Raw genomic sequence first — 17118 nt, forward strand, 5'->3', positions numbered from 1 at the left:
AATTCCGTTTTAATCATCGAAATAAAAACTTATATAACGTCTTACTGGATAAGCTCCGAGAGGACCCCCTTTGAGAGCTTAACTTCATAAGACCCATTGGTATTATGCTTCGCCTTCCAAATGACCAAAAATGTAAATAATTAATCCTAAAATGAAAGTAAAACACTTTCTTTTTATTTTTATACTTTTTGCAATTGCAGCTATCACGGCCTGCCAGGAGAAGCAGCCCTCTTCCAGTACTGCCCGGTGGCCGGGCGTATCGCCGGATTCTACCCGTCCCACGCCCCAGCAAGTGGCCTACCAGCGAAAAGAAAAAGTAGCCTTTGTTCATTTTGGCGTGAATACCTTTACCAACCGTGAATGGGGCACCGGTGAAGAGGACCCCGCCCTATTCAATCCCACCGACTTTGACGCCGAACAGTGGGCCAAGGTTCTCAGTGAAAACGGCTTTGAAACCCTGATCCTAACCGCCAAGCATCACGATGGTTTCAGTTTGTGGCCCAGCGAATATACCGATCACGATATTGCCAGCAGTCCCTATAAGGATGGCGATGGCGACATTGTCAAAGAGGTAGCCGAGGCCTGCAAAAAGTACGACCTCGATTGCGGGGTCTACCTTTCGCCCTGGGACATGCATGAAACAACCTACGGTAGGCCGGAATACAACGAATTTTACCTCAACCAGCTCCGGGAGCTGCTCAGCCGTTACGGAACCATCTCGGAAATCTGGTTCGACGGGGCCAAAGGCGAGGGGGCCAAAGATATGGACTACGATTTTGACGCCTGGTGGTCTACGGTCCGGGAACTCCAGCCCGACGCCCTGATATTCTCCGACGAAGGACCCGACATCCGGTGGATCGGCAATGAGCACGGCTTTGCAGGTCGCACAAACTGGTCCACCTTCAACCGCGACTCGGTATCCATCGGGCAGGCCGGACAAACGGAATACCTGAACAGCGGGCAGGCCGGCGGACCCGACTGGGTGGTGGGCGAATGTGATGTATCCATCCGCCCGGGATGGTTTTATCACCCTGAGGAAGACGATGAGGTCAAGACCGTGGCCGAGCTGACAGAAATCTATATGAAATCGGTCGGCCGAAACTGCACTCTTCTCCTCAACATCCCACCCGATACGACCGGCCGGTTCCACCCCAACGATGTAGAGCGCCTGTACGCCTTCACCGATACCCTGGAAAGCATTTTTGACCAGAACCTCGCGAACGGCGCCACCCTTTCCGCCAGCAGCGCCGGCGAACGATATCCCGCCGAGCAGGCCCTCGATAACAACGTCGACAGTTTCTGGATCGCCTCCCGGGACGATACCACGCCCTCGCTGACCCTCCGTTTTGACCGCCCCCTCTCCTTTAACCTGCTCGTGCTCCAGGAATTTATTCCCATTGGACAGCGCATCTCCGCCTTCACCGTTTCTGCCAACACCGATGGCAGCTGGCAGACGATAGCACAGGAAACCACCGTGGGACACAAGCGAATCCTCCGGTTTGATCAAGATATTACGACCGAAGAGATTCGCATTACCATTGAAGACTTCTCCGGTCGCCCGGCCATCAGTGAAATCGGCTTATTTCATGCGGGCCAGGATTAAAGATAAGTTTACCCTAACATTACAAATTTTGATTATTTATCTTTATTCCACCCTCTAACAAAAGACTATTTGCCTTATGACATTCATCTCCAAAACACTTACCCTTTTTCTCGTTGGCCTGCTATCCGCCATGGCTGCCCATGCACAGGCCGACCGCGATATTTCGATCATCCCCGAACCGGTCTCCATGGACGTACAGGACGGCGCTTTTGAGATAAACCGCAATACGGTTATCTCCGCTGACCTCTCCAGGGCTGAAATCAAGAACATTGCCGAACAGCTCAAAAAAGCCATCGATTCGGCCACGGGCTACGACCTTGCCGTCATCGATGACGACTACCAGCAGCCCGCCTCCAATGTGATTTCCTTCGTTATCGACGAAGAAGGCCCGGTCAGTCAGGAAGAAGGATACCACCTGACGGTCTCCGAAGAGGAAACCGCTGTCGAGGCCTCCACCTCCACAGGCCTGTTCTATGGCATGCAGTCGCTGCTGCAGCTCCTTCCCGCCCAAATCTACCAGACAGACTATACGCTGGTCCCGCAAGATACCCGGTGGACCATACCCGCGGTGGAAATCGAGGATTATCCACGCTTTGCCTATCGCGGCATGCACCTGGACGTGGGGCGCCATTTCTTCCCCGTCGAGTTCATCAAGCGCTATATCGACCTGATCGCCATGCACAAGATGAACCGCTTTCACTGGCACCTGACCGAAGATCAGGGCTGGCGCATAGAGATCAAGCAATATCCCCGGCTGACCGAAGTAGGCGCCTGGAGAGATTCCACCCTCGTCGGCCATTACGGATCCGAGCGATACGACGGTGAGCGATACGGCGGCTACTACACCCAGGAGGAAGTACGGGAAATCGTAGCCTACGCCCAGGAAAAGCACATCACGGTGATACCCGAAATTGAACTGCCCGGACACGCATCAGCGGCCGTCACCGCCTATCCCGAGCTGGGCTGCGTGGAAGGCAAGGACTACCAGGTCAAGACCACCTGGGGCATCTTCGAGGATATCTACTGTCCCAGCGAAGAGACCTTCACCTTCCTGGAAAACGTGCTCACCGAGGTTATGGAACTGTTCCCCAGCGAGTACATTCACATCGGCGGTGATGAAGCCCCCAAGGCGCAGTGGGAAGAGAGCAAGCTGGCCCAGGAAGTGATTGAACGGGAAGGGCTGGAAGATGAACATGAGCTGCAGAGCTACTTCATCACCCGCATCGAGAAGTTTTTAAACAAGCACGGCCGCCAGATTATAGGCTGGGATGAAATCCTGGAGGGCGGTCTTGCTCCCAACGCCACCGTCATGTCCTGGCGGGGCATCGAAGGGGGGATCGAAGCAGCCAAGCAGCATCACGATGTGATCATGACCCCGACCACCTACCTCTACCTGGATTATTACCAGGCCAATCCGGAGACCGAGCCGCTGGCCATTGGCGGTTTCCTTCCGCTGCAGGAAACTTATTCCTATGAGCCTATCCCGGAAGAGCTCAATGAGGAAGAAGCCCAGTATATCCTGGGGGCCCAGGCCAATGTGTGGACCGAATACATGCCGAGCAGCGAAAAGGTGGAGTATATGGCCTATCCCCGCGCCTCCGCCCTGGGAGAAATTACCTGGTCACCCAAAGAGAAGCGCGACTGGGACCACTTCTGGGAGCGTCTTCAGACACAATTCAAACGGTTTGAAATCCTGGGGGTCAATGCTGCCGAACATTTCCGGGGCGCCCAGCCTGAGATGGAAGAGCCCGAAGAATAGCGATTTCGGCAAACAATGAGAATTTGAAAAAGCCCCTATACCTTCCCGGTGCCGGGGCTTTTTTATATCCCTTTCAGTAAAAACATCATTTCAGCCAGCTTCCGCCCTCCACAATACCAAAGCCGGGACTAGGGTCAGCGCAGCTTCCGGACTTTTCTTTTTATCCTGCTGAACAGTTTCACTTTCGCTTCATACCAGGTGAGACGATAATCCTCCTGTTTTCCGGCCGTTTCCTTCTCCCTTATCGCACGCCAGCCGGACAGGTCCCGCCCCGTCATTTCCTCCAGTTCCTCGATCTCTTTTCTAAGCAGGTATAATATCATTTCCTGATCTGCGGGGGATAGTCTGGGTTTCTGCTTAAACGACCGCCCGGAATTATCCGTGATAATTTTCCAGAGCGGCGGAAAGTATCGCCGAATCCCGCTCATGATGATGCCGGGCTGATCATACTTGTGATGTATCTTAAAATTTTCCACAGACCTGTTGGCATGGAACGACCGCATATCCGGGAAACCGTCCATCGCGATGCCCAGGAAGGAAGCAAGCTGCTGCATGATTATCGACCGGTCACGAACGAGGTCCTCGAAAAAGAGGATCTGTACTTGGTCTGCGCCGAACTGCTCGATAAAAGGCCGTATTTGCGTAGCATAACGCGTCATATCCAGCAGCATGGGTTCCTCAACAAGGGCCCTCTCCATACCCAGATCCGTATAGCCGCGTTTGTAGGTGTGCATGTAACTGGAAACGATCCGGTCCACCGGGTTCCGTACGATATAAATAATCTTCAGATCCGGGTTATAAGCATAGAGGTCTTCCCATATCTTTCGATTGTGATACGGATAGCAGGTATACGAAGTTGAAGCCTCGTAGTGAAGCGCCCCCTCCCGCCACTTAAACAACGCATGATAATCCGAAAGCTCCTCCCTCCAGTTGTCGACAGAGCTGAAGAACATCGGTTCCTTTTTGTCACAGCAGACGATGGCATCATGGCTGGACAGCATTTGCGCCAGCGAGGTGGTGCCGCACTTTTGTGCTCCCACAACCATAAAATCAACGTTAAACGCTCTCTCCATATACTCACTCTCCTCTTTATTTTTTTGACACGGGCCGCGATGTCCACGTGGAAAGACTCTTATGAAAAGTCTTTCTCTGAATACCGCGGCCCAACCATACGGCAGCAATATATAAATAAGTTCATTATATGGCAGGCCTATTCTTTGCCCTATATATAATTCAGCTCAACCTCCGGCTGCCCCGGCTGTGACTGCATCCTAATCACGCATCAACTTTTTATACTGTACCCGCTCGGGATGATACCGGGATCCCAGCCGCTCCTCCCGGTTCTCCTCGTACTCCGAATAGTTGCCCCGGAACCAGTACACCTGGCTGTTGCCTTCAAAAGCGAGCATATGCGTAGCGATCCGGTCCAGGAACCAGCGGTCGTGAGAAATAACCACGGCACAGCCCGCGAAATCAAGCAGCGCCTCCTCGAGGGCCCGCAGGGTATGCACGTCCAGGTCGTTGGTCGGCTCATCGAGCAGCAGCACATTGGCTTCCTGCCTGAGCATTTTGGCCAGATGCACCCGGTTACGTTCCCCGCCGGAAATCTCACTGCAGCGCTTCTGCTGATCCGATCCGCTGAAATTAAACCGCGCGGTGTAGGCCCGGGAATTTATCTCACGGCGACCCAGCCTGATGGTGTCTTTTCCGCCGGAAATCTCCTCCCAGATCGTTTTTTCGGGATCAAGCGGACGTTTCTGATCCACATACCCCAGTTCCACACTTGGGCCAATCGCTATGGAGCCGCTGTCGGGCTCCTCTTCGCCCGTTATCATCCTGAAAAGCGTAGACTTCCCGGCGCCGTTCGGACCGATGACGCCCACGATGCCGCCGGGCGGAAGGCTGAAATTCATATCCTCGATCAGAAGGCGGTCACCATAGCCCTTGGAAACATCGTCAGCTTCAATCACCTTGTCACCCAGCCGCGGCCCCGCAGGGATGAAAATCTCCATCTCCTCCCGCTTCTTTTCCCGCTCCTCGGAGAGCAGCTCATTATATTTGTTGATCCGCGCCTTACTCTTCGACCGTTTGCCCTTCGGATTCTGACGAATCCACTCCAGTTCTTTCTGCAGGGTCTTCTGCCGCCGCGACTCATGCTTCTCTTCCTGTTCCAGGCGCTTTTTCTTCTGGTCGAGCCAGGAGCTGTAATTGCCCTCAAAGGGGATCCCCTCGCCGCGGTCGAGCTCCAGGATCCAGCCGGCTACATTATCCAGGAAATAGCGGTCGTGGGTCACGGCGATAACCGTGCCCTCATAGCGGGCCAGGTGCTGCTCCAGCCAGGCCACCGACTCCGCATCCAGGTGGTTCGTGGGCTCATCGAGCAGCAGCACATCCGGTTTCTTCAGCAGGATGCGGCACAGGGCCACGCGGCGTTCCTCTCCGCCCGAGAGTACCTCCACCGGGGTATCGCCGGGCGGGGTGCGCAAAGCGTCCATGGCCTGTTCAAGCTTGCTGTCCAGGTCCCATGCCCCCGCCTGGTCAATCTGCTCCTGCAGCTTTTCCTGTTTCTCAATCAGTTGCTCAAAGTCGGCATCGGCTTCGCCGAAAGCGGCATTCACCTCTTCATATTCGGCGAGCAGGTCAATCTGCTCCTGCACCCCCTCCTCCACAATCTGTCTGACCGTCTTGTCGGGATCGAGGCGGGGTTCCTGCGGGAGCATTTCAAAGGTGACGCCCTTGTTCCTGGAAATTTCCCCCAGATACTCTTCATCTTCACCGGCAATAATCCGCAAAAGCGTACTTTTCCCCGAGCCGTTGTTGCCGAGCACACCAATCTTGGCGCCGTGGAAGAAAGAAAGGTAGATATCCTTCAGTACATAATGGTCGGGCTTATACACTTTACTGACTCCAACCATGGAGAAAATGACTTTCTGATCACTCACTGTATAGTAGCTTAAACATTAATAATTGCGGATGCCCAGCGAACGGACATCCAAAATATCAAGAAGATAAGGAAATTCCATCTGACATCTGAGTATCTAATGGATGGATGGCATGCCCCAAAATGGCGGCCCTGTTCCAAGCCGGGACTGACAGGGGCAGGCTGCTTTTTTCATTTCATCAACTTGCCGCCGGGGCACCGCAGCGAGAGTTCCTGCATGCCGCTTCCGGGGAATGGGGGTCCCGCAGGCAGGCTGCTCGATGAACTCACAAAAGCCCTGCTATGCCCGTTTCTATTCTCTGAGGGTCAGGGTCAGTCCTTTTAAGAAATAGCGCAGGATCTGGTCCCCGCACTCCCGGTAGTTTTTATGTCCCTCGCGGCGGAAGAGGGCACTCATCTCCGGCTTGGAGATGGAAAAACCGCCCCGTTCCAAAACGGCATGCATCTCCTTCTCACGCAGCTTGAAGGCTACCCTGAGCTTCTTCAGCACCATATTGTTGGTTACCGGGGTCCTGATGGGGCGCGGCGGATGATCCTTGCTCTTTCCCCGTTTATAGTAAATCAACCCATCCAGGAAATGCGCCATCAGCCGGTGGCTACAGTCGGGCCCCTTCTCTCCCTCCGGCAGATCCTGCGTGGCAAAAATTGCGGCCACCTCTCCCCTTTCGGGCGTGTAGCCGCGAAGATTCAGAATATGGGTAATTTCGTGGTCATCAATATCGAGCATATAGCGTATGCTCTGTATGATATCATCATTTCTCATGGATGGTGATATTTGTGGGCCGGATTTAAATGGTTTGACCAAAGGTATGGCATTTAGAGCCGATCCAAAAGCAGATTTACCATTCCATTCTGTTGCACTATGTATGGATTATGTTCAAAACCAGCATAACGACCAACAGGGCGCCGGCTGCATACCGGCACCCGCACCGGTCTTGACTGGATTATAGGAAACAACGTCCACCCGCTCTGTACCGGGATAATCGGGAGACGGGCAGACGACAAAACAGTCATTACTCGCTGCGCCGCCGAGCAGCGCAGCGAGATAATAGGACGGATCGATCCCCAGATCTCATGCTGCCTAATACGGCAAGAGGAAGGGGCTAGCCTGCTTCCACTTCAACCTCACCTGCCTCTTCTAAAAACGGATAATCGGTATAGCCTTTCGCCCCGCCCCCGTAAAAGGTCTGCTGATCCGGCTCATTCAGCGGCGCATTCCGCTCAAAGCGTTCCGGCAGGTCCGGATTGGCCAGGAACAGGCGGGCAAAAGATACCATTTCAGCCTTTTCCTCCGCTACCACGGAAAGAGCGGATGCGCGATCGTAGCCGCCGTTGGTCATCAGCACCCCATCGTAGAACGGACCATAATATTCCAGTACGTCCCGGGCCAGCTGCGGATGTTCATCCAGATCAGCCAGCGGTTCCACGAGCTCCAGGAAACTCAGTTCGTAGTCGGCATTGAGCTTACGGATGATATACTCGTACAGTGCTTTCGACTGCGAATCGTTTTCCGTATTCATCAGGTTGCTGGGAGACAGGCGCAGGGAGGTACGCTCCGTGCCCACCTCTTCTATGACGGCATCCAACAGTTCGAACAGGAAGCGGGCCCTGTTTTCGATGGATCCGCCGTAACGGTCCGTACGGTCATTGATGGAATCATGCAGGAACTGTTCCACAAGATAGCCGTTGGCGCCGTGGACCTGCACCCCGTCGAAGCCGGCTTCTATGGCATTGCCGGCAGCCGCCCGAAAATCATCAATAACATCCTGCACTTCCCCGGTGGACAGTGCCCGGGGATCGGAGGTCGGCTCAAATCCATTGGGCGTGAAGGACTGTCCACCCGCATTTTTGGAGGACGATGAAACCGGGGCCCCTCCGTCCTGGAAGCAGGTATGCGACACCCGTCCACAATGCCACAGCTGGCAGTACATCACGCCCTCCTTCTGGTGCACGTCCCGGAGTACCTTTTTCCAGCCCTCCACCTGTTCCGGGCTGTGGATGCCGGCCGTATCAATATACCCCATTCCCTGCGGTGATACCTGCGCTCCTTCGGAGATAATAAGCCCTGCCGAAGCGCGCTGGCTGTAATAGGTGCGATGCAGCTCGATGGGCGCCTTGGCCTCGTTATGGGCCCGGTTGCGCGTCATGGGGGCCATCGCCAGACGGTTTTTCAGCTCCTGCTTCCCTACCTGTACCGATGTAAATAATTTTTGATCAGACATTACTTCCTGTGGTCTTAATTAATTTAATGTTAAACAGTTTACTGCCCTTTTCAACCACAGGACGGCACGGACCATTCCATCCGTTCAGTCGATAGTATTGATCGGGTCCATAGAGGAGAACTATAAAGCCCCCTTCCTGGCGTGCCGTGCAGGGGGCCAAACTATTGATAGGACAAGGCTGCCCCGGCAGTTTGCTTCCTGCCGTCAATAGCACTCATACCTATCCCTTTTACAGCCTGGGCAACTGCCAGGGGCTCCGGTACTGCGGGGTGATAAGATGCTCATAGCGGTCACGGCCGATAAGCGCCCCCGCTTCATTCCACCTGAGCCGTTCATCCGTTCGATGGGCGATATTACCGATATGTCCATAAAATGCGGACAGGCGGCCCGCTTCCACCGGACAGTTCAGCTCAGCGCCGGTACGGATGCTGTCAATGAAATTGGCTACATGCGCACCATGTCCGCCCTCGCCGCTTTCCCGGAACGGGATTTCCCTGACCAGGGGCTGGTTTCCATCCCGCTCCGGGATGACCTGCCATCCCTCGCGGTTTACGACCAGGGTCCCCCTGTTACCGACAAAAGCTAGGCCGTAATTTCGTTCGTAGGGTCCCGTCTGAAGTCCGCCATTATGCTCCCACACCATGTTCACGTCCTCAAACTGGTAGACGACGGATTGGGTATCCGCCATATCGATAGCCCGGTCTTCGCCCGAAAAAATGCCTCCCACCGAACTCACCGATTGGGGCGGACCGTCGATCTCCAGCGCCCAGAGTGGGATATCCAGCAGATGGGCGCCCCAGTCGGTAATAAGTCCGCCGCCATAGTCCCAGTCAAAGCGCCAGACCCCGTGAAATCGATTCTGGTTAAACGGGCGTTTGGGGGCCGGCCCCAGCCACATATCGTAATCCACCCCTTCCGGCACCGGTTCGTCGGGCAGCCTCTCCGGCCCCTTGCCGTAATCAAAATTGGCCCAGAGCCGTACCGTGCGAAGGCTGCCCAGGTGGCCATCCCGGATCATCCCCACCACCTTCTGCCAGTGGGCCCCGCTGCGCTGATGCTGGCCCACCTGCACCACTTTGCCGTAGGTCCGGGCGGCCTCCCTGATGAGCTCCCCTTCCGTGATGGTTCTGGCCAGCGGCTTTTCCACGTACACGTGCTTTCCCGCCTGGAGGGCATGAATGGTCTGCAGACAGTGCCAGTGATCGGGCGTACCGATAAAAACGGCATCCAGCTCCTGGTCCTCCAGCAGCTTGCGGTAATCGCTATACAGCGGCGGGGTCTCCCCGGTCTGTTTCTCCACATCCCGGCGGCGGCCTTCCAGCACATTCCGGTCTACATCGCACAGCCCCCGGCACACCACGCCGGGTACCTTGAGCGCATGCTGCAGCAACCCGAACCCCATATTCCGGCAGCCGATAAGTCCCACGGACAAACGCTCTGCAGGGCTTCCCGGCGACTGCCTGTTCAAACCGAGCCCGGCCGTCATGGCTGAAGCCAACGCTCCACCGGTTGTTTTGATAAAACGGCGACGTGAGTAGGTATCCATCCTTTCCCTTTTTTTCTTTATGCATTGAATAGTGACTGGCATTGGCATTTCAACGGCCAACCGCTCTGTTCATCCCTTTTGGTATATCGTATATCTATTATAGTTTTCTCAGGGGACAAAGTCAGGTGGGGGAAGAGAATCACCTTTAGGGGAGGAGAATAGACGATTTACCTCACGGATAAATTTACTATTGCCCTATCTTCTTATCTAAATTAATTCTTTTTATATAGCACCTTTTGAGTGGTCAAAGGCGATGGAATGTACCAGAAGCCTATTCTATCGTACGAGATCATTATAAATGAATTCTGATTAATTCCGCCTTTAGGCGAGGAAAATAGACGACTTTACCTCGCGGATGAATTTACTATTGCCCTATCTTCTTATCTAAATTAATTCTTTTTATATAGCACCTTTTGAGTGGTCAAAAGGTGCGTAAAAACCACCGGCGAAACAGCTTCGGCGTCCGGGGTCGCTCGCTGAGGAAATAAATGTAGATATTCGTTTTTCTATAACTTCAACGCACTTGTTGCTCTAGCCCGCTAACCGCCTTTACCACTGCTTTCCCCATTTATTTCTTCATCGCAGCTCCCGCTCCCTTTTCACGCCTCACCAGCTAAGGCCGGCTGTTTGGGGGAAATAGATTTGTAACCTTCAACCTTTAACCTGCAACAAAATTAACTCCAAATGGGACGTGTCACTTTCATTAAGGAGTTACCAGGGGTTTGGGGAAGAGTCGGGAAATACTATGTAGCATAAGGACTCATGTGGAAGAGCGATCCCTGAACGAAAAGCTTTAACCCTTACAACATCTTGCTCTTCCCCAGCACTTTTTTTCGTTCCAGCTTGCTGGCCCCGGCTTGTACGGGGTTTGGTGATAAAAAATGGACGAATAAGAACATTCTTCTTTGCCCTGATTTCTAATCTAAACCAACTCTTTTTTTAATTAACCACTTTTGGATGGCCAAAGGGGATAGAAATACATTGGAAACCTGTTTCATTTTACGAGATCGTTATAAATTAATTCCGCCTTTTGGCTTGACCCTTCCGAATGCTCGGAACCAGCAAGCTGGACTCGTAAAAACTCAAGAAGAATTTAACTCCTCGGTGCTGATGACGATCAGCACCGTTGATAAAGATTGGGCGCCAGCCCCTCGTCAAACAGAAATTCTTCCGGTGGGTTTTGTCGCATTCATAAAGGAGTAATAATCCTCCGGCCTAACGAAAGGTGAGGGGCCCGTTTCGCTGAGGCGAGCAGGAGCGGCCATAAATCATTTCCTGTCTGACGACCAACGGGAGGAGCTAAATGATTTTAGCGACGTGAGCCACAGCGGGGTGCCGAAGCTTTCTCAGCCGGTGAGTTTTTTTGGTTCCTCCAGCTTTGCTGGTCCCGCGCCTGCGGGATGCTCATTCAAAAATGGAACAACTCTTTCCACGCCTCACCAGCTAAGGCCGGATGTTGGGGAAAATTGATTCACGACTTTCAACCTTTAACATACAACCTGCAACAAAACTAACTCTATATGGGACGTGTCACTTTCATAAGGAAGTATCAGGGGTTTGGGGAAGAGCCGGGAAAAACTATGTAGTATAAGTACTCATGTGGAAGAGCGATCCCCGACCGAAAAGCTTTAGCCCTTACAACATCTTGCTCTTCCCCAACACTTTTTTGGTCCAGCTTGCCTGGTCCCGATCCTTCGGGATTTCGTCGTTGAAAAAAGGGATAAATATTTAACTCCTCGGTGCTGATGACGATCAGCAACGCTGATAAAGATTGGGCGCCAGCCCCTCGTTAAACAGAAATTCTTCCGGTGGGTTTTGTCACATTCAAAAAAAGGGGCGTCCTCTCATCGAATCGAAATTAATTCTTTCTTATATAGCACCTTTTGAGTGGTCAAAAGGTGCGTAAAAACCACCGGCGGAACCTGCTTCGGCGCACGGGATCGCTCGCTGCGGAAATAAATGTAGATGTTGGTTTTTCTGTAACTTCAACACACTTGTTGCTCTGGAACACTCACTGCCTTTACCAATGCTTTCCCCATTTATTTCTTCTTCGCAGCTCCCGCTCCCTTTCCACGCCTCACCAGCTAAGGCCGGATGTTTGGGAGACCTTACAGCTCCACTATGGTCCGTTCGAAATGACGAGGGGTACTGGAATGATGTCTGTACCCTTACGCTGGCAGGCCTATAATCGGATATCCAACATCCGGTGTTGATCCACTGCAAAGCCAAAAAACGAAGAATGGACGCCTAAATACGTACGGTATATCAATCTCCCTAAATCCCGGCCGAGAACGTAATCCAAGAGTTCCTCCTTGGAGAAGGAGGACAGGAGGATTGATTCTAAATTATTGCAGGAGATTCTTTTCGTTACCAACGTTCATCTTAAAACGGCGATACCCCGCCCCCGTTGCCCTTTTGCTAAAAATTGTTATACTAAAACGGTCAACAATCATCCATCATCCTCTATTATTGTTATATGTACGGATACCTCTTGTCGGGACTGCTGGTTGCCGCGGTCCTCTTTATCGTTGTAAGCACCGCCCGCTGGAAGCTGCACCCCTTCCTGGCCCTGTTGCTGGCCGCCTTCGGCGTGGGACTCCTTTCGGGTCTGCCCGGCCCTGAAACCGTCACTGCCATCACCGACGGTTTCGGGGGTACGCTCGGATCCATTGGCATTGTCATCGCGGCCGGGACCATTATCGGCGCGCTCCTGGAAAAGAGCGGCAGCACAAAGGTTATTGCCGAGCTGGTGATCCGGGCCGTCGGCAAAGCGCGCTCGGCCCTGGCCATGAGCATCACGGGCGCGATCGTCTCCATCCCCGTCTTCTGTGACTCCGGCTTTGTCATTCTCTCGCCCCTGAACCGCTCCCTGGCCTCCGAGAGCAAGCAGTCGCTGGCCACCTTTGCCGTGGCCCTCAGCATGGGACTTTATGCCACCCACGTCTTCGTGCCGCCCACCCCCGGTCCCATTGCTGCCGCCGGTACCCTGGAGGCCGACATCGGATCCGTCATCCTGCTGGGCCTTGCGGTAACCATTCCCGTCATCCTGGTCACCTATCTCTTTGCAAAATACATCGGCCGGCGCATTTACATTGATCCAGCTGAAACCACCCCTTCCGCGGAGACGGCTGATCCCTCTGATACGTCCCCCATGAAGCGCCCCACCGCCACCACGGCCCTCCTGCCGATCCTCATCCCCATGTTCCTTATTGCCCTCGGCTCCATGGCCACCCTGCCCTCCGCTCCGTTAGGCGAAGGATGGGGGTCCGCTACCATTGACTTCCTGGGCGATCCCAATACTGCGCTTATCATTGGGGTTTTTCTTGCCTTTCGCACCCTCTCATCCGCACGCCGGGGACCCGAAGTCTATGGTGAATGGGTGGGCAACGGGCTCAAAAGCGCCGGTACCATCATCCTGATTACCGGGGCCGGCGGTGCTTTCGGCAGCGTGCTCCGCGCCACCGAGATCGGCAGCTTCCTGGGACAGTTCCTGGCCGAATGGAACATCGGTATTTTCCTTCCGTTCCTGATCGCTGCTGCCCTTAAAACGGCCCAGGGATCATCGACGGTAGCCATCATCACCACCGCTTCCATCATGCTGCCCCTGCTGCCCGAAGCTGGACTCGCTTCCGGTCTGGCACCTGCCCTGGTCACCCTCGCCATTGGGGCCGGAGCGATGACCGTATCTCATGCCAACGACAGTTATTTCTGGGTCGTCAGCCAGTTCTCAGGCATGGATGTCTCCCAGGCCTACCGCCTGCAGACCGCAGGCTCCGCCATCGCCGGGGTAACGGGCATGATGATGGTGTTCCTGCTGAGCTTGTTTCTGATCTGAGGATAAGGGAATCAAGGATTTTTGCTCCTTTCTTCTAATAGGAATATTTTTTTATATATAACCACTTTTGGATGGCCAAAAGTGGAGCAAAAACCACCGCCTGAACCTGCTTCGGCGCACGGGAGCCCTCGCTGCGGAAATAAATGAAGATGTTGTTTTTTCTATAGCTTCACTACATCTGCTGCTCCGGATCGCTGACTGCTTTTACCTCTTCTTTCCCCATTTATTTCTTTATCGCAGCTCCCGCTCCCTTTTCACGCCTCACCAGCTAAGGCCGGCTGTTTAGGGTAACTTTGATCAAATGGTTATTATTTTGAGCAACCGATGATAGTAAAGAGTGTCAGGGGTTTGGGGAAGAGCCGGGAAAAACTATGTAGTATAAGTACTCATGTGGAAGAGCTATCCCTGAGCGAAAAGTTTTAGCCATTACAATATCTTGCTCTTCCCCAACACTTTTTTCGTCCCAGCTTGCTGGCCCCGGCTTGTACGGGGTTTGGTGACAAAAAATGGACAACTAAGAACATTCTTTTTGCCCTGATTTCTAATTTATAATCAATTCCTTTTTTTAAATACCACTTTTGGATGGCCAAAAGTGGAGCAAAAACCACCGCCTGAACCTGCTTCGGCGTCCGGGATCGCTCGCTGCGGAAATAAATGAAGATGTTGGTTTCTCTTTAACTCCAACCCACTTGTTGCTCTGGCCCGCTGACTGCTTTTACCTCTTCTTTCCCCATTTATTTCTTCATCGCAGCTCCCGCTCCCTTTCCACGCCTCACCAGCTAAGGCCGGCTGTCTGGGGAAGCTTTTGATCAAAATGGTTATTCTTAAACCATTTAACGTGCAACCCTATAATAGTGAGGAGTTACCAGGGGTTTGGGGAAGAGCCGGGAAAAACTATGTAGCAAAAGTACTCATGTGGAAGACCTATCCCCGACCGAAAAGCTTTAACTATTACAATATCTTGCTCTTCCCCAACACTTTTTTCGTCCCAGCTTGCTGGCCCCGGCTTGTACGGGGTTTGGTGACAAAAAATGGACTATAAAACCTTTTGGGGCTACACACCAACAACATATAGTTAAATAATTTTAGCGACGAGAGCCACGGCGGGGTGCCGAAGCTTTCTCAGCCGGCGACTTTTTTGGTCCAGCTTGCCTGGTCCCGATCCTTCGGGATTTTGTCGCTAAAAAAAGTAATGGAAAAATACTTTAGCGATAAAAAATGGACAAGAAGATAGCATTATCTCAAGATAAGGCAACAGGAACAAAATACAAGGCACCCTTAGCCTCCCTCCTACGCCTGCCAGATATGATCCGGGCCCTTGCTATAGCCGTTCATCGCATCGCGGGTGTCTACAATGCACTCACTCCACTCCGCCAGCTCCCTGTAATCGATATCGGAATGGTCGGTTGAGATGATGACTGCATCAAAATCACGCACCGCCGACTCCGTCCACGCTATGGACTTCGTGCCCGTCCACTCTGCATGCTCGCGCGTGGGCTTGATCTCCGGGATATGCGGATCGTAGTACGATACATCCGCGCCATAGTTCTTCAGCAGATCCAGGATCTTAAAGGTGGGCGATTCCCGCATGTCATCCACATCCGGTTTATAGGCCAATCCAATCACCAGTACCCGGCTCCCGTTCACGGCCTTCTTATGGGCATTCAGCGCCCTCAGGGTGCGGTTGATAACATACTGGGGCATGGAGGTATTGATCTCCCCCGCCAGTTCAATAAACCGAGTGTTTTGCTCATATTCCCGGGCCTTCCAGGTCAGATAGAAAGGGTCGATGGGGATGCAATGACCGCCCAGCCCCGGACCCGGGACAAACTTCATAAACCCAAACGGCTTGGTATCGGCCGCCTCCAGCACCTCATGCACATCAATACCCATCTGCTGATAGACCACCTTCAGCTCATTCACCAGCGCGATATTCACCGCCCGGAACACATTCTCCGTAATCTTCACCGCCTCGGCGGTTTTCGTATCCGACACCGGCACCGTCTGGACGATAGCCGTGTCGTAGAGAGCACACGCCAGCTTGATCGCTTCTTCGCCATGTCCCCCCACCACCTTGGGAATCTTTGAGGTATTGAAATCGGGATTTCCCGGGTCCTCGCGCTCCGGACTGTAGGCTACATAAAAATCCTCGCCCGCCGTCAACCCGGACTTCGACTCCAGGATCGGGATAATAAGCTCTTCCGTCGTCCCGGGGTAGGTTGTGGACTCCAGGATCACCAGCTGGCCTTTGCGGAGGTTTTCTCCCACGGTAAAGCAGGTCCGCTCCACATACTGCATATCCGGCTCGCGGTGTTCATCCAGCGGGGTAGGCACACACAGCAAGACGGCATCAGCTTCCGGGAGGCGATCGAATTTCGTCGTGGCCCCGCACCGCTCACTGCCGGCCAGCTTCTGCATCATATCCTCGCCCAGGTGCTTGATGTAGGGACGCCCTTCCTCAATGCAGCTTATCTTTTCCTCGTCAATATCGAAGCCGAGCACCGGCAGGCCCTCCTGATGGAAGGTCCACATCAGCGGCAGGCCTACATAACCCAGGCCGACAATACCAACGGTATATTCTTTCTGTTCAATCTTTTGCAGAAGCTCCTGAAGCATATCTCTTATGTGTCTCGTGTATTTTTAAAATTTAATGGCCAAATATAAGCAAAAGCGGTAAGAATATGGAATGTCGATTACAGCTCCGCTTCGATCTATGGTCCCAGGACTGTAATGACCTATTATATATATCTTACTGCTATCTATATACCTATACCTTAACGGGTAGAATATAGATTCGGACCTGTACCTGTAGTTTATATTAACTACACATACGTGTATGTATGATAGGTGAGAAGGAGGAATAAGGTTCCCTTTTTCCTCAGCTGTTGGGTGCCCCTTCTTTTAGTTCCAATTCTTTTTTTATACGGACCCCTTTTGGATGCCCAAAGGTATGTGTAAAATCGGAATCCTATTTTACCATATAAAACCATTATGAATTGATTCCGCCTTTAGGCGAGGATAATAAATAGTATCAACTATATAAGCTACTTGTTGCCCTCTCCTTTAATTAAAACCATCCTTTTTTATTTACCACTTTTGGATGGCCAAAAGTGGAGCAAAAACCACCGGCTGAAGTGGGACCGCCTTTTGGCTTGACCCAAAAGGCTATGAAAAACTCAAGAAGAATTTAACTCCTCGGTGCTGATGACTGT

11 protein-coding genes are annotated in these 17118 nt (G+C 52.9%); 5 read left to right on the forward strand and 6 right to left on the reverse strand.

Annotated elements, in window-relative coordinates:
- Window positions 1–151 precede the first annotated feature (151 nt).
- Together FN808_RS16555 and FN808_RS16560 are read left to right on the forward strand one after the other, a co-directional pair.
- Window positions 152–1603, forward strand: coding sequence for an alpha-L-fucosidase (locus FN808_RS16555; protein ID WP_142715734.1), 1452 nt, complete (start codon window positions 152–154; stop codon window positions 1601–1603).
- Window positions 1604–1679: 76 nt separating this feature from the next.
- The gene (locus FN808_RS16560; RefSeq protein WP_221930090.1) at window positions 1680–3362 is read left to right on the forward strand and encodes a beta-N-acetylhexosaminidase; all 1683 of its coding nucleotides are present in this window, start codon (window positions 1680–1682) and stop codon (window positions 3360–3362) included.
- A 134-nt stretch (window positions 3363–3496) separates the two neighbouring features.
- Here FN808_RS16560 and FN808_RS16565 read toward each other — a convergent pair whose 3' ends face one another.
- The 3 genes from FN808_RS16565 to FN808_RS16575 form a co-directional block, all read right to left on the reverse strand.
- Window positions 3497–4435, reverse strand: a complete 939-nt coding sequence (locus FN808_RS16565; protein WP_142715735.1) for a sulfotransferase family protein — start codon at window positions 4433–4435, stop codon at window positions 3497–3499.
- A gap of 198 nt (window positions 4436–4633) precedes the next feature.
- Window positions 4634–6304, reverse strand: coding sequence for an energy-dependent translational throttle protein EttA (gene ettA / locus FN808_RS16570; RefSeq protein WP_142715736.1), 1671 nt, complete (start codon window positions 6302–6304; stop codon window positions 4634–4636).
- Window positions 6305–6595: 291 nt separating this feature from the next.
- Entirely contained in the window at window positions 6596–7066 is a 471-nt protein-coding gene (locus FN808_RS16575; protein WP_142715737.1) for a YehS family protein, read from the reverse strand.
- Between FN808_RS16575 and FN808_RS19005 the strand changes: the two genes are divergently transcribed.
- Entirely contained in the window at window positions 7065–7253 is a 189-nt protein-coding gene (locus FN808_RS19005) for a hypothetical protein (RefSeq protein ID WP_185958461.1), read from the forward strand. The two genes, FN808_RS16575 and FN808_RS19005, sit on opposite strands and share 2 nt — an antisense overlap.
- A gap of 153 nt (window positions 7254–7406) precedes the next feature.
- On the opposite strand, the gene FN808_RS16580 is transcribed toward FN808_RS19005, so the two are convergent.
- Window positions 7407–8525: an alkene reductase gene (locus FN808_RS16580; protein WP_142715738.1), complete on the reverse strand. Its 1119-nt coding sequence runs from the start codon at window positions 8523–8525 to the stop codon at window positions 7407–7409.
- Window positions 8526–8754: 229 nt separating this feature from the next.
- Complete coding sequence (locus tag FN808_RS16585) at window positions 8755–10071, reverse strand: Gfo/Idh/MocA family protein (protein WP_185958462.1); 1317 nt, start codon at window positions 10069–10071, stop codon at window positions 8755–8757.
- Between the two features lie 957 nt (window positions 10072–11028).
- Here FN808_RS16585 and FN808_RS16590 point away from each other — a divergent pair.
- On the forward strand, window positions 11029–11274 hold the full coding sequence (locus FN808_RS16590; protein ID WP_142715740.1) for a hypothetical protein: 246 nt from the start codon (window positions 11029–11031) through the stop codon (window positions 11272–11274).
- Between the two features lie 1273 nt (window positions 11275–12547).
- Window positions 12548–13906 carry a GntP family permease gene (locus FN808_RS16595; protein WP_142715741.1) on the forward strand — a complete coding sequence of 453 codons (1359 nt, stop codon included), beginning with the start codon at window positions 12548–12550 and terminating at the stop codon, window positions 13904–13906.
- A 1290-nt stretch (window positions 13907–15196) separates the two neighbouring features.
- Here FN808_RS16595 and FN808_RS16600 read toward each other — a convergent pair.
- On the reverse strand, window positions 15197–16522 hold the full coding sequence (locus FN808_RS16600) for a nucleotide sugar dehydrogenase (RefSeq protein WP_142715742.1): 1326 nt from the start codon (window positions 16520–16522) through the stop codon (window positions 15197–15199).
- Between the last annotated feature and the right edge of the window lie 596 nt (window positions 16523–17118).

Source organism: Fodinibius sediminis (genome assembly GCF_900182555.1).
Taxonomy (GTDB): domain Bacteria; phylum Bacteroidota; class Rhodothermia; order Balneolales; family Balneolaceae; genus Fodinibius; species Fodinibius sediminis.